Source organism: Actinosynnema sp. NPDC050801 (assembly GCF_040673975.1).
In the GTDB taxonomy this organism is placed as follows: Bacteria; Actinomycetota; Actinomycetes; order Mycobacteriales; family Pseudonocardiaceae; genus Actinosynnema.
Genome location: NZ_JBFAQZ010000001.1, coordinates 218,037 through 239,276, shown reverse-complemented (window position 1 = coordinate 239,276; position 21,240 = coordinate 218,037). Strand labels below are relative to the sequence as shown.

Here is a 21,240-nt window from a genome sequence, read left to right as displayed (position 1 = left end):
CAAATTGCACAAGCCCCGGTCGGGGGCTCTAGTTGTCCACAAGTGCGGCAGACTCGGAAGCGTGAACCCACCGCGCACCTGGTCGCCCCAACCCGGCATGGTCGGCCTCGCCTGGGGTCTGGCCGCCGTGTTCCTGCTGGTCACAATCCTCAGTTCGGAGCCGACGAGCCGGGTCTTCCTGGGCCTCGCCACGCTCCTCATGCTCGCCCTGGGCGCCTACGGCACTTTTGTCCGCCCCAGGCTGCTGGTGGACGACTCAGGCCTCACCGTGCGCACCCTGTCCGGCGCGCGGCGACTGCCGTGGCACGAGGTGAAGGTCCGCCTGGCCCGCACCCGCCGACTTGGCCGGGAGACGGCCACGCTGGAGCTCGACTGGCGGCACGGCGAGGACGAGCACCTGTTCGTGTTCACCCCGATGGACCTGGGCACGGACCCGCGCGACGTGGCGGACGTCCTGCACGCGCTGCGCCCCTGACGCCACCGCTACAGGTCGACGACCAGCCCCGGCACGGCGACGTCCACGTCACCGGGGTGCTCGGCCGCGGCCAGGTGCCCGGCCGGGTCCGCGCCGGGCCACAGGTGGGTCAGCACGAGCCGGCCCACCCCGGCCCGGCGGGCGTTCGCACCCGCCTGCTCGGCCGTCGACAGGAACGGCGCGTTGTCTGCGGGCAGCACCTGCCGGGCGAACGTGGCCTCGGCCAGGAACACGTCGGCGTCCCGGGCGAGGTCCACCAGCGCCGGACTCGGCCCGCTGTCACCCGTGTAGGCGATGACGCGCCCGCCGGCGGTCAGCCGCAGACCGGCGTTCGGCACGAAGTGCGGCAGGTCCCAGGTGTCCACCCGGAACGGCCCCACCCGGAACGACCGCTCGACCACGTGCACCGAGAACGCGCGGTCCAGCGGCACCTGGTCCAGCGCCAGCACGCGGTCCAGCGCGCCTGCCGGCGCGTGCAGCGGCAGCACGGGAGCGGGCGGTCCGAGCGCGCGGGCGCGCAGCAACGGGTTGAGGTCGGCGCAGTGGTCCGGGTGCCCGTGGCTCACCAGCACCGCGTCCACCGCCGAAGCGGGCACCAGGGCCTGCAACGCGGGGAAGGTCGCGTAACCCGGGTCCACCAGGAGGGTGAACCCGTCGTGTTCCACGAGGTAGCCGCTGCACGGCTGGTCGGCGGTGGGCCACGCGCCGACACCACCCAGGACGGTGAGCCGCACGGTCAGACCAGCTGACCGGTCCGCACGAACGCCAGCACCACCAGCACCACGACCGCACCCACCACGGCCGCCGCCTGCCAGTTGTTCCGCTTCGCGCTCGGCGCGTAGACCAGCCCGGCCGTCAGCAGCGCGCCGACCACCAGCCCGCCGATGTGCCCGAGCAGCGAGACACCCGGCAGGGTGAAGCTGAGCACGACGTTCAAGCCGATCACACCCAGCGCCGGGCCGGGGTTGAGCTTGAGCCGCAGCACCGCCACCAGCATCGCGCCCATCAGGCCGTACACCGCGCCGGACGCGCCCGCGACGATCGTGTTGATGCCGCCGAACACGTAGACCGCGAGGCCGCCGCCGAGCAGCGACACCCCGTACACCGCGGCGAACCGCAGCCTGCCGAACACCGGTTCCAGGTCACGGCCCAGCACGTACAGCGCGATCATGTTCAGCGCCAGGTGCAGGAGCCCGAAGTGCAGGAACCCCGACGTCACCAGCCGCCACCACTCGCCGTCCCAGGCCACCGACGGCGTGTACATGACGAAGGCCTCGAACAGCGCCGACCGCTGGTTGCCCGCCACGCTGCCCGCCTGCGCGGCGGTGATCACGAACATCAGCACGTTCAGCGCGATCAGCACCGGCGTGACCACCATGCGCTGGGTGAGTTCCGCGCCGACGAACGTGCGCGGCCGGCGCACGGCGGCCCGGCCCTCGTTCACGCAGTCGACGCACTGGTAGCCGACGGACGCCTCGCGCAGGCACTCCGGACACGCCGGCCGGTCGCAGCGGACGCACCGCAGCCCGGTGGCCCGATCGGGGTGGCGCGTGCAGACCGGCAGGTCCGGACGCGCCCCGATCGGCTCACCGGGCGGCGGGGAGATCGGCGAGTCGGCCACTCAGGCCCGCTCCACCGAGACCTTCTCGATCACCACGTCGGTGACCGGGCGGTCGCCGGCGCCGGTCGGCGCGGCGCCGATCGCGTCCACCACGTTGCGCGAGTCCTGGTCCGCGACCTCGCCGAAGATCGTGTGCTTGAAGTTCAGCCACGTGGTCGGCGCGACCGTGATGAAGAACTGCGAGCCGTTGCTGTTGGGCCCGGCGTTCGCCATCGCCAGCAGGTAGGGCTTGTTGAACTGGAGCTCCGGGTGGAACTCGTCGGCGAACTTGTAGCCCGGGCCGCCGCGCCCGGTGCCGGTCGGGTCACCGCCCTGGAGCATGAAGCCCGCGATCACGCGGTGGAAGACCGAGCCGTCGTAGAACGGGCCGGACGACTCACCCTTCGCGTTGGGGTCGGAGTAGTCCTTCGTGCCCTCGGCCAGGCCGACGAAGTTGGCCACCGTCTTGGGGGCGTGGTCGGGGAAGAGGTTGATGCGGATGTCGCCCTGCGAGGTGTGCAGGGTCGCCGTCACCTTGGACCCGACGAACGATTCGTTGCTGTCTGCCACACACCCATCGTGCCATCACCGGGCGATGTGGTTGGGGAAGGGGCACGATGGGTATTGCCTGGACGTGACTGACCGACAGCTTCTGGAGCGCGATATGGATGAGGTAGACGCCATGACCCGGGCCGGGGAGTCGGTCGGCAAGGCGGTGCGTAGCGTTCGCCGCGGTGCCGTCCGTGCTGGTCACGTCGGTGCGGACGCCGCCGTTCAACTCGCGGAGCGCGCCGAGGGCAAGCTCGCCGAGCGCGGCGTGACCAAGGACTACATCCGCGGTGTCGTCGCCGACAAGGCGGGCGTGCTGGTGGAGAAGGCCGAAGCGTACGAGAAGTCCACCAGGCGCGGTCGCAAGCAGCTCGCGAAGAGGGCCGAGGGCGTCCGCAAGGAGGTCGCGAAGGCCACCGAGCGGGCGCGCAAGGAGGCCAAGCTGCGCGCGAAGGACGTGCGCAAGGCCGCGAAGCAGGCGCGCAAGGAGCTGGCCGCGGCCAAGCGCCCGCCGCGTCGTCGCTGGCCCTGGGTGTTGGGCGTGTTCGCCGCCGCCGCGGTGGCGGGGTACATCGCCCTGACCAAGCGGCCGCAGGAGGTGCACCTGGAGGAGGAGGACGTGCAGCCCACGTCCGAGACCACCACCACCGGTGCCACCCCCGAGTCGGTGCGCCCGCACGCGGCCCGCAACGGCCAGGTCTCCGACCAGCACAGCCGCAGCTGACCGGAAGAAGCACTTCGCGCCCGTCCCCCGAGGGGGCGGGCGCGAAGTCGTGCCGTCTCACAGACCGAGGTTGCCGACCACCGTCTCGGCGATCCTGCGCGCCTTGATCGTCTGCTTCTGGTTGCTGGTCACGACCACCGCGTCGCCGCCCTTGGCCACGGCGTACACCGCACCGGTGCCGGTGGTCAGCGAACCGCCGTTCCACCCGGCCGGCGCGGACGCGGGGCTGGAGTCGGCGACCGGCGCGGCCCGGTCCACCACCGCCTTCGCGGTCGCCGGCTCACCGTGGAAGACCCACACGGACAGCTGCACGTCGGTGGCGTCGGCGTAGAAGAAGCAGGCCGGATCGGGTTGGTCTGCGGACAGCCGAACCTTCCGCACCAACTGCCCGTTCGCCTCCTGCACGACGGAAGAGGCCAGGTAGGGGCACTGGCCGTCGGCGGTGGGCGCCGGCACGGGCGGCGGCCCGGCGGGCGTGGTCGTCGTAGTCGTCGCCGCTGCGCTGGTGGTGGTCCCGGTGGTGGGCGCCGAAGCGGGCTCGGCGGCGCCACAAGCGGCCAACACACCGAGGACCAGCAGGGATGGCAGGGCGGTGAGCAGCACTCGGTTCATAGGAGCGCCAGTCAATCAGATGCGTCACAGCGAATCGACACCGTGACCACCTAGGCACGCATCGTCATTCACATTACGGTTGTCTTACCCTGCCGGCCGCCCCTGCAATGTGAGGACTGAGTCAAGATGAACATCTTTGACCGCGGCCGAGACCATGCCATCGCTGTGTTCCGGATCGTCGTCGGCGTGCTGTTCATGTGCCACGGCGCGCAGAAGTTGTTCGGCGTGCTGGGCTCCAAGGGTGCCGTGTCGATCACCGACTGGCCGTCCGGCCCAGCCGGACTGATCGAGTTCGTCGGTGGCGCGTTGATCGTCATCGGCCTCGGTACCCGGATCGCCGCGCTGATCTCGTCCGGTGCGATGGCCTACGCGTACTTCGTCGTCCACCAGCCCGCCGGGCTCCTGCCCATCCAGAACAAGGGCGAGCTGGCCGCGGTGTACGCGTGGGTGTTCCTGCTGTTGGCGTTCACCGGCCCGGGAGCTTGGGCCGTGGACAAGGTGATCGCCGCACGCAAACGGGAACAGGTGCTCGTCAACGCATAGCAGCGGGCAAAACGAGGGCCCGCACCCAGCGGCATTGGGTGCGGGCCCTCACCTTGTTGCCCTACCGCGAACGCAACCCGCAGGACCCACCCATGAGATGTCCCTGGGGTAGCCCAACCAGTAAACACGAAACCCGAAACTTTCGCGCCCCAACGACCCAACCTGACGATCCGCCCGAGCCACCAACGGCGGCGATCCACGCGAGCCCGGGGACGCAGTCCCCGAAGGGGGTCCGGGGGCGAAGCCTCCCGGGCGGGGCGTGGGGGTCGCACCCCCACAAACACTACGAGCGAGGTGGTTCGCGCATTCCGCGAACACACCTCGCCCGGAGCGAGCGGATGGAGACGAGGGGAATCGAACCCCTAACCCCCGCCTTGCAAAGGCGGTGCTCTGCCAATTGAGCTACGTCCCCGAGCGGGAGCGGCAGGCGAACCGCCCTCGCGGGTCAGTCGGTGGGAGCAGTGGCCTCGCGCCACAGGTCCGCGTCGGCCTTGGCCGAGCGGTTGCGCTTGACGAAGAACAGAACCGCACCGGCTACTGCGACAAGTGCGATGATCTTCTTCACGGCGATTCCCCTCTGCAACACCTGTGAACTTCCGGTGGGCCTAGGAGGACTCGAACCTCCGACCTCTTCGTTATCAGCGAAGCGCTCTAACCGTCTGAGCTATAGGCCCTCGGGGCAACGACGGCAAGACTACAGCACCTGCCGTCGCGGCCCCAAATCGGGTGGATCTAGATCACTCGCGCTCGGACAAGGTCACTTCCAGGCCACCCGCAAGATCAGCGGAGACGTTGTAGACGAACGACCCGACCGTCGCCAGAGCGGTGAACAGCACGATGTTCACCGCGCCCACGATCGCCGCCACGCCGAACACGCGACCGGCGCTGATCAGCGGGTCACCGCTGGCCTCGTTGCCCTGCAGCAGGTCGTTCGCGGTGTGGTTGATCTTGTCCCACACGCCCATGCCGTTCAGCACGCCGTACAGCACGCCGACCGCCACCAGCCACACGAAGAACAGCGCCACGCTCAGCACCAGGGCGAGCTTGAGCACCGACCACGGGTCGACCCGCTTCACCTGCAGGCTCGCCCGGCGCGGTCCACGCCCCGGACGGCGGGCCGACGGCGCCGAGGCGGCCGGGCGGCCGGGCGCGCCGCCCAGGCTCACCTGGGTGCGGGCCGAACCCGCCGCGCCCGCGCCCGCCGGCACGGGCCGGGCCACCGCCACCGTGTCCGGGTCGCTGACCGGGTACGCCGGCTGCGACGCCTCGACCGTCGGCTGCTCCGGCGCGGACATCAGGTCGGCCGGACCGACCTGCTGCGCCTCGCCGTACTGCGTCTCACTGGTGACCCGCTGCCACGGCGGCGGCGCGGCGGCGTGGCTGTCCTGGTCGACGGCCGACCGGTCGACCTTCTCGGTCTTGCCGTCGGCCGCCGTCGCGCCGGTCGCGGGCGTCTCGGGCTGCTCGGACGCCCCCGAGGCGTCGACCGCCGGCTTCTCGGCGCCAGCGGCCGTGGCGCCGGCCGCCGCGGTCGGCTCGGCGCCTGGCCGGGTGATCACCGCGGTCTTGTCCTCTGGCTTCTCGGGTGGAGTCACGAGCTGTCCTCAACCTCTCGTTCGCGCTAGTTGGCAGGCTCGGCCTGGCCACCGTCGGCGGAGTCGACGATCCGACTTCCGTCGGCGGAGTCGACAATCAGACTTCCGTCGGCGGTGCCGACGGTCGAGCTCTCGTCGGCGGAGTCGACAACCACACCGCCGTCACCAGTGGTGACGTCCACGGGCTCGTCGGCGTTGCGTGCCACCGCGATCAGGGTGGTCCCTTCACCGAGGTTCATCAACCGGACGCCCTTCGTCTGCCGCCCTGCCTTGCGCACCTCCTTGGCGCTGGTCCGGATGACCCCGCCCGAGGAGGTGATCGCGTACAGCTCGTCGTCGACGTCGACGATGAGCGCGCCGACCAGCCTGCCACGCCTGCGGTCGTGCTGGATGGTGAGCACACCCTTGCCACCACGACCCTGGACGGGGTAGTCCTCGATCGGCGTGCGCTTGGCGTACCCACCGTCGGTGGCCACCAAAACAAACAGCCCCTCCTGGACGACACCCATCGAGAGCAGCTCGTCACCGGCGTTGAACCGCATGCCCAGCACACCGGACGTGGCCCGGCCCATCGGGCGCAACGCCTCGTCGCTGGCGTGGAACCGGATCGACTGGCCGTCGGCCGAGATCAGCTGGAGGTCGTCCTCCGCCGAGCACAGCACCGCGCCGACCAGCTCGTCGTCGTCGCGCAGGTTGATGCCGATCAGGCCGCCGGCCCGGTTGGAGTCGAAGTCGGACAGCTTCGACTTCTTGACCAGGCCCTTCTTGGTGGCGAGCACCAGGTACGGCGCGACCCCGTAGTTCTTGATCTGGATGACCTGGGCGATCTCCTCCTCCGGCTGGAACGCCAGGAGGTTCGCCACGTGCTGGCCACGCGCGTTGCGGTTGGCCTCGGGCAGCTCGTACGCCTTCGCCCGGTACACCCGCCCCTTGTTGGTGAAGAACAGGATCCAGTCGTGCGTGGAGCACACGAAGAAGTGCTGCACGATGTCGTCCTGCTTGAGCTGCGCGCCCTGCACACCCTTGCCGCCGCGCTTCTGCGAGCGGTACAGGTCGGTCTTCGTGCGCTTCGCGTAACCCGTCCGGGTGATCGTGACGACGACGTCCTCGACCGCGATCAGGTCTTCCATCGACACGTCGCCGTCGAACGGCACGATCCGGGTGCGCCGGTCGTCACCGTGCTTGTCCACGATCGCCATCAGCTCTTCACGCACGATCGCGCGCTGCCGCTCCGGCTTGGCGAGGATGTCCTTGTAGTCGGCGATCTCCAGCTCGATCTCGGCCAACTGGTCGACGATCTTCTGCCGCTCCAGGGCCGCCAGGCGGCGCAGCTGCATCTCCAGGACCGCGTTGGCCTGGATCTCGTCGACGTCGAGCAGCTCCATCAGGCCCGTGCGCGCCACCTCGGGCGTCTCAGACCGGCGGATCAGCGCGATCACCGCGTCGAGCTGGTCGAGCGCCTTGACCAGGCCGCGCAGGACGTGGGCGCGCTCCTCGGCCTTGCGCAGCCGGAAGCGCGTGCGCCGGACGATGACCTCGATCTGGTGCTTCACGTAGTGCCGGATCATCTGGTCCAGGCGCAACGTGCGCGGCACGCCGTCGACCAGCGACAGCATGTTCACGCCGAACGAGTACTGCAGCTGGGTGTGCTTGTAGAGGTTGTTCAGCACGACCTTGGCCACCGCGTCACGCTTGAGCGTGACCACGATGCGCATGCCCGAGCGGCGGTTCGACTCGTCGGCGATGTTCGCGATGCCGGTGAGCTTCTGGTCGCGGACCAGGGTGGCGATGGTCTCCACCAGGTTGTCCGGGTTCACCTGGTAGGGCAGTTCGGTGACGACCAGGATCGTGCGGCCCTTGGCGTCCTCGTCGATCTCCACGACCGCGCGCATCTTCACCGAGCCGCGGCCGGTTCGGTAGGCGTCCTCGATGCCCGCGGTGCCCAGGATCTGGCCGTGCGTCGGGAAGTCCGGACCCTTGATCCGGGCGATCATCGCCTCGAGGGTCTCCTCGTCGGACGCCTCCCAGTTGTCCAGCGCCCACACCACACCCTCCGCGACCTCGCGCAGGTTGTGCGGCGGGATGTTGGTCGCCATGCCGACCGCGATGCCCGAGCTGCCGTTGATCAGCAGGTTCGGCACGCGCGACGGCAGGACCGTCGGCTCCTGGATGCGGCCGTCGTAGTTGTCCCGGAAGTCGACCGTGTCTTCCTCGATGTCGGCCAGCATCTGCATGGCCAACGGGGTCAACCGGCACTCGGTGTTGTGGCTGACGAAGCCGTCGGTGATGAACGCGTGGTCCTCGGTGTCCACTCGCAGGCTGAACACCGGCCGGACACCCGCGTCGGTGACCGACTCGACCGACGCGTAGTAGAACCGGCCGTCGACCAGCGGCTCGACCACATCCAGCACCTCGCGGTTGGTGATCCGCGCGGTGATCTCGTCGTAGTCGCGCTCCCACCGCTCGACACGGTCCACGTTGTGCCGCCGCAGCCAGTCACGCTCGGTCCACCGGGTCGCCCCGTGTGCCCGGACGTAGTCACCCACGAACGGCACGTGGTCGCTGCTCATCGACCTGCTCGCCAGTGGGACGGCGTCGAGGATCGCGTTCAGCTTGTCCTGCTTCGCGCCCAGGAAGCCCACGTTGCGGGCGAACAGGCGCGCGTCACGCCGGTTGGTGATGACGACCTTGATCTCACCGTTCTCGTAGTTCACCAGCGTGCTGACCACGCCGAACTCCAGCAGGAGCTGCTGGACCTCGCGGGCGAGCTGGGCGCTGCGCGTGGAGTACGAGACCTGCACGGTGTTGCGCGGCAGGGCCGAGGCGGAGCCGTCACCGGTGAACAGCGAGGACAGGAACGCCCGCTTGACCACCTCACCGGCCGCCCAGACGAACTCCGGCACGCGCTTGGCGGCGCTGCGCTGCCCCACCATCCCACCGAGCACGCTGACCCGGAGCTGGGTCATGTCCTGCACGTCGAGCTCGTGGAGGACGGACCCGGACTTGATGGTGCGCGAGTACACGTAGCGCGGACCGCCGACCGCGTCGTCATAGGCTTCGACCACGCGCTGGAAGTACTCGGCATCGACGTTGTTGAAGCCTGCACGGTTCTCGGACACGAAGCCCTCGCTGACGAAGGCGCCGGCCAGGATCGCGGACGAGTAGTGCCCGATCTCCGGCAGATCACCGCCGTCCTGCGGCGTGCGCTGCATGACCACGCGGTCGCCCGGCTGGATCTCCTCCAGCAGCTTCCACAGCAAGGTGGGCACGCCGAGCACGTTGACCAGGCACAGCACCGGGTGGTTGTGCGTGCCGGTCAGCTCGTAGCCGTTCTTGGTTCGCAGCTTCAGCGTGGGATGCTCGCCGGAGTGGAACAGCATGTCGGCGCGCACCGGGTTGCCGTTGCGGTCGAGCACCTTGAGGTCGATCGGGTTGTCGCTGTTCGGCTTGGCGTCCGGCACGAGGTCGCCGATCCGCGGCGAGGAGCCGTCTGCTAGGCGAATCCGGGTTTCCGGAACGGAGCAGTACCTCATGGCCGCTGCCGGGTCGTTGCCCGGGGAGCCGAAGTTGCCCTGGCCGTCGATCAGCGGGTAGCGCTGCGACCACGGCTGGGCGAGGCGGACCAGTGCGTCGTAGATGGCCGAGTCGCCGTGCGGGTGGTAGTTGCCCATCACGTCGCCGACCACGCGGGCGCACTTGTTGTAGCTGCGTTCCGGGCGGAAGCCCGAGTCGAACATCGAGTACAGCACGCGGACGTGCACGGGCTTGAGGCCGTCGCGCACGTCGGGCAGCGCTCGTCCCACGATCACGCTCATCGCGTAGTCGATGTACGAGTTCTGCATCTCCTGCTGGATGTCGCGCGGCTCGGTGCGGTCTCCACCGACCGGGGGCAGCGTCGTCTCGCTCACAGTTCTACTTCCTTAACAGGGGCCGGGGAGAGATCAGACGTCGAGGAACCGCACGCCCTTGGCGTTGCGGGTGATGAACGCGCGGCGGGCTTCCACGTCCTCGCCCATGAGCACGCTGAACAGCTCGTCGGCCGTCGCGGCGTCGTCCATGGTCACCTGCGTCAGCACCCGGTTGGCCGGGTCCATCGTCGTCTCCCACAGCTCGGAGGAGTTCATCTCGCCGAGGCCCTTGTAGCGCTGGATGTTGTCGTCCTTGCCGATCTTCTTGCCCGCGGCGAGACCGGCCTGGATGATGCCGTCGCGCTCGCGGTCGGAGTAGGCGTACTCCGGCTCGGCCCGCTGCCACTTGATCTTGTAGAGCGGCGGGTTCGCCAGGTACACGTGGCCGTGCTCGATGAGCGGGCGCATGAAGCGGAACAGCAGGGTGAGCAGCAGGGTGCGGATGTGCTGGCCGTCCACGTCGGCGTCGGCCATCAGCACGATCTTGTGGTAGCGCAGCTTGGCGAGGTCGAAGTCCTCGTGGATGCCCGTGCCGAACGCGGTGATCAGCGACTGGACCTCGTTGTTCTTCAGCACGCGGTCGATGCGCGCCTTCTCCACGTTGATGATCTTGCCGCGGATCGGCAGGATCGCCTGGAACATGGAGTCGCGGCCCTCCTTGGCCGAGCCGCCCGCGGAGTCGCCCTCCACGACGTAGATCTCGCACTCCTCCGGGTTGGTGGAGCGGCAGTCCTTGAGCTTGCCCGGCAGGCCGCCGATGTCGAGGGCGCCCTTGCGGCGCACCAGCTCACGGGCCTTGCGGGCGGCGATGCGGGCCTGCGCCGACGACACCGCCTTGGTGACGATCGTCTTCGACTCGTTCGGGTGGCGCTCGAACCAGTCGGCCAGGTGCTCGTTGGTCGACTTCTGCACGAACGACTTGGCCTCGCTGTTGCCCAGCTTGGTCTTGGTCTGCCCCTCGAACTGGGGCTCCTTGAGCTTGACCGAGACGATGGCGGCCAGGCCCTCGCGGATGTCGTCGCCGGTGAGGTTGGTGTCCTTCTCCTTGAGCAGCTTCTTCTCGCGCGCGTACTCGTTGACCACGCGGGTCAGCGCGGCGCGGAAGCCCTCTTCGTGGGTGCCGCCCTCGTGGGTGTTGATCGTGTTGGCGAAGGTGTACACCGACGGCGTGTAGCCGGTGTTCCACTGCATCGCCACCTCGACCTCGAGGTCTTCGCCCTTGGCCTCGAACGAGACGACCTTCTGGTGGACGGCCTCACGGGTGTGGTTGATGTGGCGGACGAAGTCCTCCAGGCCACCCGGGTAGTGGAAGGTGCGCTCGCGCACGGCCGCCACGTGGCCCTCGGCGTCGGCCTCCTCGTCGCCTTCCTGGATGCGCTCGTCGCGCAGGATGATCGTGAGGCCCTTGTTGAGGAACGCCATCTCCTGCAGGCGGCGGGAGATCGTCTCGATGTTGTACTCGGTAGTCTCGAAGATCGTCGGATCGGCCCAGAACGTGATGGTCGTGCCGGTCTCGTCGGTCGGCTCGCCCTTGGTCAGCTCGTGCGCGGGCTTGGTGTTCTCGAACCGCTGGTTCCACGTGAAACCCTCGGTCTTGACCTCGACGTCGACGGCGGTCGACAGCGCGTTCACCACGGAGATGCCGACGCCGTGCAGACCGCCGGACACCGCGTAGGAGTCGCTGTCGAACTTGCCACCCGCGTGCAGCTTGGTCAGCACCACTTCGAGCGTGGGCCGCTTCTCGACCGGGTGCATGCCGATCGGGATGCCGCGGCCGTCGTCGATGACCCGGACGCCCCCGTTGGCCAGCAGCGTCACGTCGACCACCGTCGCGTAGCCCGCCATGGCCTCGTCGACCGAGTTGTCCACGACCTCCTGGATCAGGTGGTGCAGACCGCGCTCGCCGGTGGAACCGATGTACATGCCTGGCCGCTTGCGGACCGCTTCCAGGCCCTCCAGGACGGTGATCGAGGACGCGTTGTACTCATTCTTCTTGGCTGCCACGGGCCTGGTGTCTCCTCGGACTTCACGCGACTGGTTCCGTCGCCGGGCGACGCTGGGTTGCGCTCCCCTCGATTCTACCGGGGCAGACCGACAGAAACCCACTTAGGACACCCCTGGTTTGCTCACAGGCGGCCCGAAGTGAACGCCGCCGGGTGCCGACCGCCGCTCGCGGGGTCAAAATCGACTGGTGAGCGCTCACCGCGCCACAGGATCGCCGCTGCGGCCCTGACGCTCGTCACCCGTAGGTGTCACGTGGTCCGCGGCCCGGAGCGTGCCTGGGGCCGTAACGCCAGCTCGGGGCCGCCGGGCCCTGCACCTTCAACTTCTGCACGACGCCGTTGCCGACACCCGCCGCGATCCGCTTGAGCAGGTCGCGCTGGAGCAGCCGCAGCTGCGTGGCCCAGGCCGTGGAGTCGGCCTGGACGGTCAACTCGCCGTCACTGAGCGCAACCGGCTGCGCGTGCTCGGCCACGTCCTCACCGACCAGCTTCGGCCACCGGGCGAACACCTGGCCACCGGCCAACCGCTCCGCCCAGCCGCGGTCGGCGGCGAGCCTGGACGCCAGCCTGCCCAGCGGTTGCGGGTCGCGGTCGTCCGGACCGGGGCCGGACCAGCGGCGTCGCCGACGACGGCCGGTGGGAGCCCCGGCACCCTTGCGCGCACCCCGCGCACCGCGTGCCTTGGCGGAGGCACGGGCGGCTTCGAGGGCGGCGCGGGCGAGGTCCGATCCCCGCAAACCACCCTCTCGTGTCGCGTCGACTGTGGATATGTCCGGTTCTGGGACCGAGTTATCCACACCATCCACAGGGTTGTCCCCAGATGTGCGTCGGGTCACACCCGTTCGGGGCAACTCGTCAGACACGGTGCACCTCCCCGTGGCGAACGTCGAACCGCAGCCCGTCCAACTCCTCGGGCACGTCCTCCACGACCGCCGCCGTGATCAACACCTGCTCCGCGCCGGCCGCCACCTTCGCCAGCTGGCGACGCCTGCCGCGGTCGAGTTCGGCGAACACATCGTCCAGCACGAGGACCGGTTCCGCCCCTTCGACACGCAGCAGCTCGTACCCGCCGAGGCGCAGCGCCAACGCGAAGGACCACGACTCTCCGTGACTGGCGTAGCCCTTCGCGGGCAGGTCGCCCAACGCCAGGTCGAGGTCGTCGCGGTGCGGTCCGACCAGGCACACGCCCCGCTCGACCTCCTGCCCGCGCACCCGGTGCATCTCGGCGAGCAACGCGTCTTCGAGCTCGTCGCGGTCGTGCGTTTCCGGGAACGCCTCGCCGAGGCTCGACCGGTACGCGATCCGCGCGGGTCGGGACTCCGGCGCCACCTCCGCGTACGCCGCGGCCACGTGCGGCGCGATGTCCGCGACCAGGTCCAGCCGCGCGGCCAGCAGCTCGGCGCCGTGCCGGGCCAGGTGCCCGTCCCAGACGTCGAGCGTGCTGATGTCGGCGTTGCGCGACGCGCGCACGCTCTTGAGCAACGCGCCCCGCTGCTTGAGCACGCGCTCGTAGTCGCTGCGCACCCCGGCGTAGCGCGGCGCGCGCGTGGTCAGCAGCTCGTCCAGGAATCGCCGGCGCTCACCGGGGTCGCCGCGCACGAGCGCCAGGTCCTCCGGCGCGAACAGCACCGTGCGCAGGATGCCCAGCACGTCACGCGGGCGCGGCACCGGGCCGCGGTTGATCCGCGCCCGGTTCGCCTTGCCCGGCGTGATCTCCAGCTCGACCAGCAGCTCGCGCCCCTCGTTGACCACCGCCGTGCGGACCACCGCGCGCGCGGCGCCGTGCCGGACCAGCGGGGCGTCCGTGGCCACCCGGTGCGAACCGAGGGTGGCCACGTACCCCAGCGCCTCGACCAGGTTCGTCTTGCCCTGGCCGTTGCGCCCGACCAGCACGCTCACGCCCGGCTCGAACACCAGGTCCGCGTGCTCCCACGACCTGAAGTCGGTGACTTGCAGGTGCCGGACGTACAACTCGTCAGCTCTGCGTGCTGCCGGAACCGGACGAAGGACCCGCGGCCTGCACGGCGTGCCCGCCGAACTGGTTGCGCAGCGCGGCGACCGCGCGCATCGCGGGCGAGTCGTCCTGCCGGGACGCGAACCGGGCGAACAGCGCGGCGGAGATCACCGGCGCGGGCACCGCGTGCTTGATCGCCTCCTCGACGGTCCACCGGCCCTCGCCGGAGTCCTCGACGTGACCGCGCAGGTCGTCCAGCTCCGGGTCCGAGTCCAGCGCGCGCACCAGCAGGTCCAGCAGCCACGAGCGGACCACGGTGCCCCGCTGCCAGGCCTTGATCGTGGCGGGCACGTTCTCCACCAGCTTCGAGGCCTCCAGCAGTTCGAAGCCCTCGGCGTAGGCCTGCATCAGGCCGTACTCGATGCCGTTGTGCACCATCTTGGCGAAGTGGCCGGCGCCGACGGAGCCCGCGTGCGCGAAGCCCTCCTCGCGCGGACCCTCCGGGCGCAGCGCGTCGAAGATCGGCATGGCGCGCTCGACGTGCTCGGCGTCACCGCCGACCATGAGCCCGTAGCCGTTCTCCAGGCCCCACACGCCACCGGACACGCCGGCGTCGACGTAGCCGATGCCCTTGTCGCCCAACGCCTTGGCGTTGATCTCGTCATCGGTGAAGCGCGAGTTGCCGCCGTCGATCACGAGGTCGCCGGGCTCCAGCAGGTCGCCGAGTTCGGCGACGGTCTGCCGGGTGATGTCGCCGGCGGGCACCATCACCCACACCAGGCGCGGTGCGTCGAGCTTGCCGACCATGTCGGCGAGCGAGTCGGCGTCGGTGACTTCGGGGTTGCGGTCGTAGCCGACCACCTCGTGCCCCGCGCGGCGGATCCGCTCGCGCATGTTGAAGCCCATCTTGCCGAGGCCGACGAGTCCGAGCTGCACGGTCGTTCCCTCTTCCCTAGCGTCTGTGGATGGCGTTGTGGATCAGCCGGGCAGGCGCACGGGCATCAGCAGGTAGAGGTAGCCCGGCGCCACGTTCCCATCCTCGTCCACCGGCTTGAGCAGTGCGGGCCGGCTGGGTGTGGTGAAGGACAAGTGCGCCCTCGGCGTGCGGACGGCCTGCAGGCCCTCCAGCAGGTACGTCGGGTTGAACGCGATGGTGACCGCGTCGCCGGTGTAGTCGACCGGGAGCTCTTCCTCGGCGCTGCCCTCGTCGTCGCCGCCCGCGGACAGGCGCAGGCCGTTGTCCACGAACTCCAGCCGGACCTGCGTGCCGCGTTCGGCGACCAGCGATACGCGCTTGATCGCCTGCACCAGCGCGTCGACCTCGATGATCGCGGCGGCCGAGTGCTCGGTGGGCAGCAGCTGGCGGTACTTCGGGAAGTCGGCGTCGAGCAGGCGGGTGGTCGTGCGGCGGCCCGTGCCGGACAGGCCGAGCAGACCGTCGTTCGCGGCGAGGGACAGCGCGATCTTCGCGCCGGACGCGCCCAGCGTCTTCGCCGAGTCGTTGAGGGTCTTGGCCGGGACGAGCACGGCGACCTCGCCGAGGGACTCGTTGGGCTCCCACGGGAACTCGCGCATGGCGAGCCGGAAGCGGTCGGTGGCCACCAGGGTCACCTTGCCCTCGCCGATCTCCAGCCGCACGCCGGTCAGCATCGGGAGCGTGTCGTCCTTGCCCGCCGCGACGGCGACCTGGGCCACGGCCTCGCCGAAGACGTCGCCCGGGAGCTCGCCGGCGAGCTGCGGCATGGACGGCAGCTGCGGGTAGTCCTCGACCGGCATGGTCGGCAGGCTGAAGCGGGCGCTGCCGCACGAGATCGTCATCCGGGAGCCGTCGACCGCGATCTCGACCGGGTGGTTGGGCAGGGCCTTGGTGATGTCGGCCAGCAACCGACCGCTGACGAGCGCCTTGCCGCCGTCGGCGATCGTGGCCGGGACGCCGCACTGGGCGGACACCTCGTAGTCGAACCCGGAGACGGTCAGCGCCTCGCCGGAGCCGTCCTCCGCCCCGGCGTCGAGCAGGATTCCGCCGAGCACCGCGACAGGCGGCCTGGACGGCAGGCTGCGGGCGACCCAGGCGACGGCGTCGGCCAGGCCGTCGCGCTCGACGCGGATCTTCATGAGGCGTCCTTCCTCAAGTCGGCATGACCAACAACAGCATGCGTTGCGGTGGGGGTTGGGGAGCCGCGGCCCTCGCCGGATCTTCCGACCCTCGGCGCGGAGGCTCCCCACCGTAGAGCGTCGGGGTCGAGTTCGTCACCTCGGGGCCACACCCGGGGCGGGGCGCTGCCGAGCGTTCGTCCCCGGGCCCGACCACCGCCTGTTTTTCTTTTGTTCTTCTCTTCAAGGGAAGACAACAGCAACAGCAGTAGGGCCTGTGGATTGTGTGGACAACCCCTGTTCTCGCAGCTCGTCGCCCGCTTGGAGGTGTGGACGGACACGGGGTGTCACCCGGGGACAAGTCGGCGCACCCGGGGAGAACTACCGGGCTCGTCCGTTCGGTCCACAGGAAGGCCGAGTTGTCCCCGGGTTAATCCCCGGGTGTGGGCCGAGTTGTACCCGGGTGCTGCACAGGGTGATGGTGGGCCGAATCTCCCCCGACGGGGCACTTTTCTGAGCCTGTGGACAACTCGTAGCCGGTCGTTCACCTGCTCCGGGACGTGCGACGCATCCCCTGGGGTGGGCCGGAAACGCCCTCGACCACGCCCCACAGGGGCATGGGTACCTCACACGGGTGACACGAAACGACCCCCACCGGCCCCGTGTCCACGCCCGGGTGCGGACACCGCCCAGACGGCTCCGGGCGGCCCGCGGCGGGGACGGCACCCGGGTGGCGGCGGCGGACCCGGACGGCACCCGGGTGCGGTGCGGCTCGCCCCCGGGTGCGACGGCGGGCACCCGGGGGCGAGCGCGGGCACCCGGGTGTGGCGGTGGGCGGTCCGACCCGAGCGGAGGCCCGCTCGGACGACGACCCCGGCTCGTGCCGAGGAGGACCGGGCGCGACTCGACGGGCGCGGGCTCGACCGAACCACGGACGCGGGCTCGGCCGAGCCGACGGGTGGGGGACGGCCGAGCCGACCGACGCGGGACGGTCGAACCGACGGACGCGGGACGGCCGAGCCGACGGGTGCGGGTTCGGCGGGCGGCAGTCGGTTCGGCGGCCGGTCCCGCCTGGAGGGTCCGGGCACGGCCGAGCGCGGGCACGGCGAGCCGCCGATCACCACCCGAAGGTGTGCGGGGTGCGGTCAGCCGGAAAGGCGCAAGCGTTTGCGGGGTGTCAGGGGACGTGACGGGTCAGGGCGTGTGGCGGGCGCGCTGCTTGATGCGCGACGTCAGCTCCTGCACCTGCTCGTACACCCGGCGGCGCTCGGCCATCTCCTTGCGGATCTTCTTGTCCGCGTGCATGACCGTGGTGTGGTCGCGGCCGCCGAACGTCTGGCCGATCTTCGGCAGCGACAGGTCGGTGAGCTCCCGGCACAGGTACATCGAGATCTGCCGTGCCTGCGCCAGCACCTTCGTCTTACCCGGGCCGCAGAGATCGTCTATGGACACGCTGAAGAACTCCGCCGTCACGGCCATGATCGTCGGCGCGGTGATCTCGGGCGCGTGCGAGTCCGGGATGAGGTCCCGCAGGACTATCTCCGCCAGCTGCACGTCCACCGGCTGCCGGTTCAGCGACGCGAACGCCGTCACCCGGATCAGGGCGCCTTCGAGCTCGCGGATGTTGCGCTCGATCCGCGCCGCGATGAACTCCAGCACCTCGGCGGGCGCGGCCAGCCGGTCCTGCGCGGCCTTCTTGCGCAGGATGGCGATGCGCGTCTCCAGCTCCGGCGGCTGGATGTCGGTGATCAGGCCCCACTCGAACCGCGTGCGCAACCGGTCTTCCAACGTCTCCAGCCGCTTGGGCGGCCGGTCGGAGGAGACCACGATCTGCTTGTTCGCGTTGTGCAGCGTGTTGAACGTGTGGAAGAACTCCTCCTGCGTGCCTTCCTTGCCCTCCAGGAACTGGATGTCGTCGACCAACAGCACGTCGATGTCCCGGTACCGGCGCTGGAAGGCGACCTTGCGGTCGTCGCGCAGGGAGTTGATGAAGTCGTTGGTGAACTCCTCGGTCGACACGTACCGCACGCGCATCCCGGGGAACAGCCGCTGCGCGTAGTGCCCGACCGCGTGCAGCAGGTGCGTCTTGCCGAGCCCGGACTCGCCCCAGATGAACAGGGGGTTGTACGCGCGGGCGGGCGCCTCGGCCACGGCCACGGCGGCGGCGTGCGCGAAGCGGTTGGACGCGCCGATGACGAACGTGTCGAAGTTGTACTTCTCGTTCAGCCTGGTCTGCGAGGCCACCGGGTTGGCCGGCCGGGTGTACGGCATGCCGCTCGGCGCGGCGTGACCACCGCTGAACGTCGGCCAGATCTCGGTGACGGCGGCGAGCGCCTCGCCCTCCTCGTCGACCTCGTCGTCGGTGTCGCCCTCGGTCTCCGCCTCGACCGCGAGCCCGCCGTTGACCGACACCGCGGCCGGACCGGGGACCGGCACGGGCACGGCGCCCGGCACCGGGATCGGCGTGGTCAGGGGATCGGGCGAGTCGACCTTCACGGCCAGCGAGACGGCCCGGCCCAGTCGACGGGACAGGGCGGCGGTGATGGGCTCGCGCAGCGCGCGCTCGATGGCTTCCTTCGCGAAGTCACTCGGCGCGGCGAGCAGCGCGGTCCCGTCGAGCAGCCCGATGGGTCGGGTCACGCGCATCCACGCGCGCTGTTGGGGAGACAACGTGCTGGCTGCGAGCTCCTGCACGACCTGCTCCCACACGAGACCCAGATCGGCCTGGTGGTCGGACACCTCCGCGCTCCCCTCCCCTCGTGACGGCTCCGCGGTCAGTCCCCCGGGGAACTTCCACGACGTGGACACGGAGAATAGAGGCATCCACAGAGTTATCCACAACTGTGCACGAACGTGGCCCGGAGCGCAGCGGCTCCCCCCGTTGCTCCCGAGCACCTGCGGCCAGCGTGGCGGCGGCTCGACCCCCTCCGGGTCCTCCCGCACTACCCGCATCCACCCGCGAAGGCAGCACGCTAACAAGGTGCGGGCCCTGCCACAAGGCGTACCGCCGTGCAAGCCCTTTACGTGCGCCGAACGCCGCGTCCCGTGCCCGGGTGCGACCCCGATTTGAACCGCGCCCCCGGGGCTGCGTACCCTCGTAACCGTCTCCCGCTTGCGTGGGGTGCTTTTCGCGCGCCTAAGGCTAGTTCGCTGGGGACAACCACAGACCTGCTTGGCAGTTAAGCACCGGGAGTCCGACCGTGAGCAAGGGTAAGCGCACCTTCCAGCCCAACAACCGTCGCCGTGCGAAGACGCACGGGTTCCGGCTGCGCATGCGCACCCGCGCCGGTCGCGCCATCCTGGCCGCGCGCCGTGGCAAGGGCCGCAAGCAGCTGTCCGCCTGATCGCCGCAGCGCCGTGCTACCCGCGGCCAATCGGCTGACCCGCAGCCAGGACTTCGGCCTGGTGGTCCGCCGAGGCCGCCGGGCCGGCCGGTCCCGGCTGGTGGTGCACGTCCTGGTGGCGACGGCACCCGACGGCGGTTCGACGGGGCGACCCACCTCGACCGCATCGGATGGCGTTCCGGCGGGACAACCCACCACGGCGGAGCAACGCACCTCGGCGCAGCCCACCTTGGACCCGTCCAAGGTGGGCTTCGTCGTGAGCAAGGCCGTGGGCAACTCCGTCGTCCGGCACCGGGTGAGCCGCAAGCTCCGGCACGTGGTGCGCGAGCGCCTCGACGCGCTGCCGCCCGGAACTTCGCTCGTGGTGCGCGCGTTGGCACCGTCAGCCGATGCGGACAGCGCCGAGCTCGGCCGGGACCTCGACGCGGCGCTGAACAAGGTGCTGCGATGACGACCGTCCAGGTGAGCCCCGTCGTCCGGGCGCTGCTGCTGCCGGTGCGCTTCTACCGGAAGTTCATCTCACCGGCGCTGCCCCCGACCTGCCGTTTCCACCCGAGTTGCAGTGCCTACGCGGTGGAGGCGTTGACCGTCCACGGTGCGCTGCGCGGTTCCTGGCTGACCCTGCGCCGGCTGGGCCGCTGCGGACCCTGGCACCCTGGTGGCCTGGACCCGGTTCCGCCGAGGCGAAACGCGGTCCCCGACCTTCCTGCCGAGGAGTAGCTAGTGCTCAACTTCATCTACTACCCGGTGTCCTTCATCCTGTGGTGTTGGCACTGGGTGTTCGGCCACGTCTTCGGCGAGTCGAGCGGGTTCGCGTGGGCCCTGGCGGTGGTGTTCCTCGTCTTCACGCTGCGCGCGATCCTGTTCAAGCCGTTCGTCGGCCAGGTCCGCTCGATGCGCAAGATGCAGGAGTTCGCGCCCGAGCTGCAGAAGATCAAGAAGAAGTACGGCAACGACAAGCAGCGCCAGGCGCAGGAGATGCAGAAGCTCCAGTCGGAGCACGGCGTCAACCCGCTGGGCGGCTGCCTGCCGATGCTGGTGCAGATCCCGGTGTTCATCGGCCTGTTCCACGTGCTGCGCTCGTTCAAGCCCGGGTGGGGCGAGGTCTACTTCTTCGACGCCCAGGGCGTCGAGTCCTTCGTCAACGCGAAGCTGTTCGGCGCGAACCTGTCGACGTTCATCACGATGCCCGGCAACGAGCTGGAGGCGCTGGGCGACACCAGCCGCAACTCGGTGCTCCTGGTGTCCATCCCGTTGATGATCATCGCCTCGATCGCGACGCACTTCACCGCGCGCCACTCGGTGGCCCGGCAGACGCAGGCGGCGGCGGACAACCCGCAGACCGCGATCATGAACAAGCTGACGCTCTACATCTTCCCGATCGGCGTGCTCGTCGGTGGCCTCTTCTTCCCCATCGCGATCCTGCTCTACTGGCTGAGCAACAACGCGTGGACGCTGGGTCAGCAGTACGTCGTGTACCACCGCATCGACCGCGAGGAAGAGGCGAAGAAGGTCGAGGCGACCCAGCAGCGCTCGGCGCTCGCGCCGAAGCCGGGCGTGAAGCCCGCGACCAAGCCGAAGCCCGGTCAGAAGCCGCAGCCCCGCAAGCCCGCGGGCACCCAACCGGCCGGCACCAAGCCCGCGGGTGCGCAGCCGGCGGACATCGAGCCGGCTGCCGGCGCGCAGCCGGCGACGGACGGCGCCGAGTCCACCGGGACCGCGAAGCCGTCCACCGAGATTCCCGGTCTGAGCCCAGACCGATCCCCAAGCAAGAAGCAGGGCAACAAGAAGCGTCGTTGACCCTGGAGAGGAGACATCGTGTCGGAGACGTTGCAGGCG

The 21,240-nt window shown here is 69.9% G+C and carries 19 protein-coding genes, 2 tRNA genes and 1 pseudogene; 7 read left to right on the top strand and 15 right to left on the bottom strand.

Translation table 11 applies throughout. From position 1 onward, the window contains the following. Positions 1–61: 61 nt before the first annotated feature. The gene (locus tag AB0K14_RS01150; protein ID WP_360448533.1) at positions 62–475 is read left to right on the top strand and encodes a PH domain-containing protein; all 414 of its coding nucleotides are present in this window, start codon (positions 62–64) and stop codon (positions 473–475) included. A gap of 8 nt (positions 476–483) precedes the next feature. Here the strand turns inward: AB0K14_RS01150 and AB0K14_RS01145 are convergent, their stop codons facing one another. From AB0K14_RS01145 to AB0K14_RS01135, 3 genes are read right to left on the bottom strand one after another with little or no spacing between them, the layout of a single operon-like run. Continuing rightward, the gene (locus AB0K14_RS01145; protein WP_360448535.1) at positions 484–1,209 is read right to left on the bottom strand and encodes an MBL fold metallo-hydrolase; all 726 of its coding nucleotides are present in this window, start codon (positions 1,207–1,209) and stop codon (positions 484–486) included. A gap of 2 nt (positions 1,210–1,211) precedes the next feature. Beyond that, positions 1,212–2,096, bottom strand: a complete 885-nt coding sequence (locus tag AB0K14_RS01140; RefSeq protein ID WP_360448537.1) for a rhomboid family intramembrane serine protease — start codon at positions 2,094–2,096, stop codon at positions 1,212–1,214. Next, positions 2,097–2,645 (bottom strand): peptidylprolyl isomerase, encoded by a 549-nt coding sequence (locus tag AB0K14_RS01135; RefSeq protein WP_360448540.1) that lies wholly within the window; start codon positions 2,643–2,645, stop codon positions 2,097–2,099. A gap of 94 nt (positions 2,646–2,739) precedes the next feature. On the opposite strand from AB0K14_RS01135, the gene AB0K14_RS01130 reads away from it, so the two are divergent. Continuing rightward, positions 2,740–3,348 (top strand): hypothetical protein, encoded by a 609-nt coding sequence (locus AB0K14_RS01130; RefSeq protein WP_364337046.1) that lies wholly within the window; start codon positions 2,740–2,742, stop codon positions 3,346–3,348. A gap of 57 nt (positions 3,349–3,405) precedes the next feature. Here AB0K14_RS01130 and AB0K14_RS01125 read toward each other — a convergent pair whose 3' ends face one another. Then, a complete protein-coding gene (locus AB0K14_RS01125; RefSeq protein ID WP_360448545.1) occupies positions 3,406–3,960 on the bottom strand; it encodes a DUF2020 domain-containing protein in 555 nt (184 codons plus the stop codon). 126 nt (positions 3,961–4,086) lie between these two features. Between AB0K14_RS01125 and AB0K14_RS01120 the strand changes: the two genes are divergently transcribed. After that, on the top strand, positions 4,087–4,503 hold the full coding sequence (locus AB0K14_RS01120) for a DoxX family protein (RefSeq protein WP_360448547.1): 417 nt from the start codon (positions 4,087–4,089) through the stop codon (positions 4,501–4,503). Positions 4,504–4,842: 339 nt separating this feature from the next. On the opposite strand, the gene AB0K14_RS01115 is transcribed toward AB0K14_RS01120, so the two are convergent. The 11 genes and pseudogenes from AB0K14_RS01115 to dnaA form a co-directional block, all read right to left on the bottom strand. Continuing rightward, a tRNA-Ala gene (locus tag AB0K14_RS01115) sits at positions 4,843–4,915 on the bottom strand. Positions 4,916–4,951: 36 nt separating this feature from the next. Beyond that, positions 4,952–5,068: pseudogene (locus AB0K14_RS01110) on the bottom strand (DLW-39 family protein); the annotation flags it as partial. Positions 5,069–5,103: 35 nt separating this feature from the next. Continuing rightward, positions 5,104–5,177, bottom strand: a tRNA-Ile gene (locus AB0K14_RS01105). 63 nt (positions 5,178–5,240) lie between these two features. Next, entirely contained in the window at positions 5,241–6,098 is an 858-nt protein-coding gene (locus tag AB0K14_RS01100) for a DUF3566 domain-containing protein (RefSeq protein ID WP_360448550.1), read from the bottom strand. 26 nt (positions 6,099–6,124) lie between these two features. Then, on the bottom strand, positions 6,125–10,006 hold the full coding sequence (gyrA, locus tag AB0K14_RS01095; RefSeq protein WP_360448552.1) for an intein-containing DNA gyrase subunit A: 3,882 nt from the start codon (positions 10,004–10,006) through the stop codon (positions 6,125–6,127). Between the two features lie 33 nt (positions 10,007–10,039). Continuing rightward, positions 10,040–12,010: a DNA topoisomerase (ATP-hydrolyzing) subunit B gene (gene gyrB, locus AB0K14_RS01090; RefSeq protein ID WP_360448555.1), complete on the bottom strand. Its 1,971-nt coding sequence runs from the start codon at positions 12,008–12,010 to the stop codon at positions 10,040–10,042. A gap of 235 nt (positions 12,011–12,245) precedes the next feature. Further along, complete coding sequence (locus AB0K14_RS01085; RefSeq protein WP_360448558.1) at positions 12,246–12,746, bottom strand: DciA family protein; 501 nt, start codon at positions 12,744–12,746, stop codon at positions 12,246–12,248. Between the two features lie 118 nt (positions 12,747–12,864). After that, the gene (recF, locus tag AB0K14_RS01080; protein ID WP_360448560.1) at positions 12,865–13,980 is read right to left on the bottom strand and encodes a DNA replication/repair protein RecF; all 1,116 of its coding nucleotides are present in this window, start codon (positions 13,978–13,980) and stop codon (positions 12,865–12,867) included. A gap of 4 nt (positions 13,981–13,984) precedes the next feature. Next, on the bottom strand, positions 13,985–14,899 hold the full coding sequence (gene gnd, locus AB0K14_RS01075; protein WP_360448563.1) for a phosphogluconate dehydrogenase (NAD(+)-dependent, decarboxylating): 915 nt from the start codon (positions 14,897–14,899) through the stop codon (positions 13,985–13,987). A gap of 42 nt (positions 14,900–14,941) precedes the next feature. Beyond that, entirely contained in the window at positions 14,942–16,078 is a 1,137-nt protein-coding gene (gene dnaN / locus AB0K14_RS01070; protein ID WP_360448566.1) for a DNA polymerase III subunit beta, read from the bottom strand. 1,173 nt (positions 16,079–17,251) lie between these two features. Next, entirely contained in the window at positions 17,252–18,796 is a 1,545-nt protein-coding gene (gene dnaA, locus AB0K14_RS01065; protein ID WP_360448569.1) for a chromosomal replication initiator protein DnaA, read from the bottom strand. Between the two features lie 461 nt (positions 18,797–19,257). On the opposite strand from dnaA, the gene rpmH reads away from it, so the two are divergent. Genes rpmH through yidC form a run of 4 tightly spaced genes read left to right on the top strand, consistent with a single transcriptional unit; the run spans position 19,258 to position 21,201 of the window. Beyond that, complete coding sequence (rpmH, locus tag AB0K14_RS01060) at positions 19,258–19,401, top strand: 50S ribosomal protein L34 (protein WP_073897783.1); 144 nt, start codon at positions 19,258–19,260, stop codon at positions 19,399–19,401. A gap of 13 nt (positions 19,402–19,414) precedes the next feature. Next, positions 19,415–19,852: a ribonuclease P protein component gene (gene rnpA / locus AB0K14_RS01055; RefSeq protein WP_360448571.1), complete on the top strand. Its 438-nt coding sequence runs from the start codon at positions 19,415–19,417 to the stop codon at positions 19,850–19,852. Beyond that, positions 19,849–20,121: a membrane protein insertion efficiency factor YidD gene (yidD, locus tag AB0K14_RS01050; protein WP_053714550.1), complete on the top strand. Its 273-nt coding sequence runs from the start codon at positions 19,849–19,851 to the stop codon at positions 20,119–20,121. The genes rnpA and yidD overlap by 4 nt, the downstream gene beginning before the upstream one ends. 3 nt (positions 20,122–20,124) lie before the next feature. Then, positions 20,125–21,201, top strand: coding sequence for a membrane protein insertase YidC (gene yidC, locus AB0K14_RS01045; protein ID WP_360448574.1), 1,077 nt, complete (start codon positions 20,125–20,127; stop codon positions 21,199–21,201). Positions 21,202–21,240 lie beyond the last annotated feature (39 nt).

Excerpts from the sequence above, each read along its gene's own strand:
- AB0K14_RS01130 (WP_364337046.1), top strand. The coding sequence starts at position 2,740 with ATGGATGAGGTAGACGCCATGACCCGGGCCGGGGAGTCGGTCGGCAAG.
- AB0K14_RS01125 (WP_360448545.1), bottom strand. The coding sequence starts at position 3,960 with ATGAACCGAGTGCTGCTCACCGCCCTGCCATCCCTGCTGGTCCTCGGT.
- AB0K14_RS01120 (WP_360448547.1), top strand. The coding sequence starts at position 4,087 with ATGAACATCTTTGACCGCGGCCGAGACCATGCCATCGCTGTGTTCCGG.
- dnaN (WP_360448566.1), bottom strand. The coding sequence starts at position 16,078 with ATGAAGATCCGCGTCGAGCGCGACGGCCTGGCCGACGCCGTCGCCTGG.
- yidD (WP_053714550.1), top strand. The coding sequence starts at position 19,849 with ATGACGACCGTCCAGGTGAGCCCCGTCGTCCGGGCGCTGCTGCTGCCG.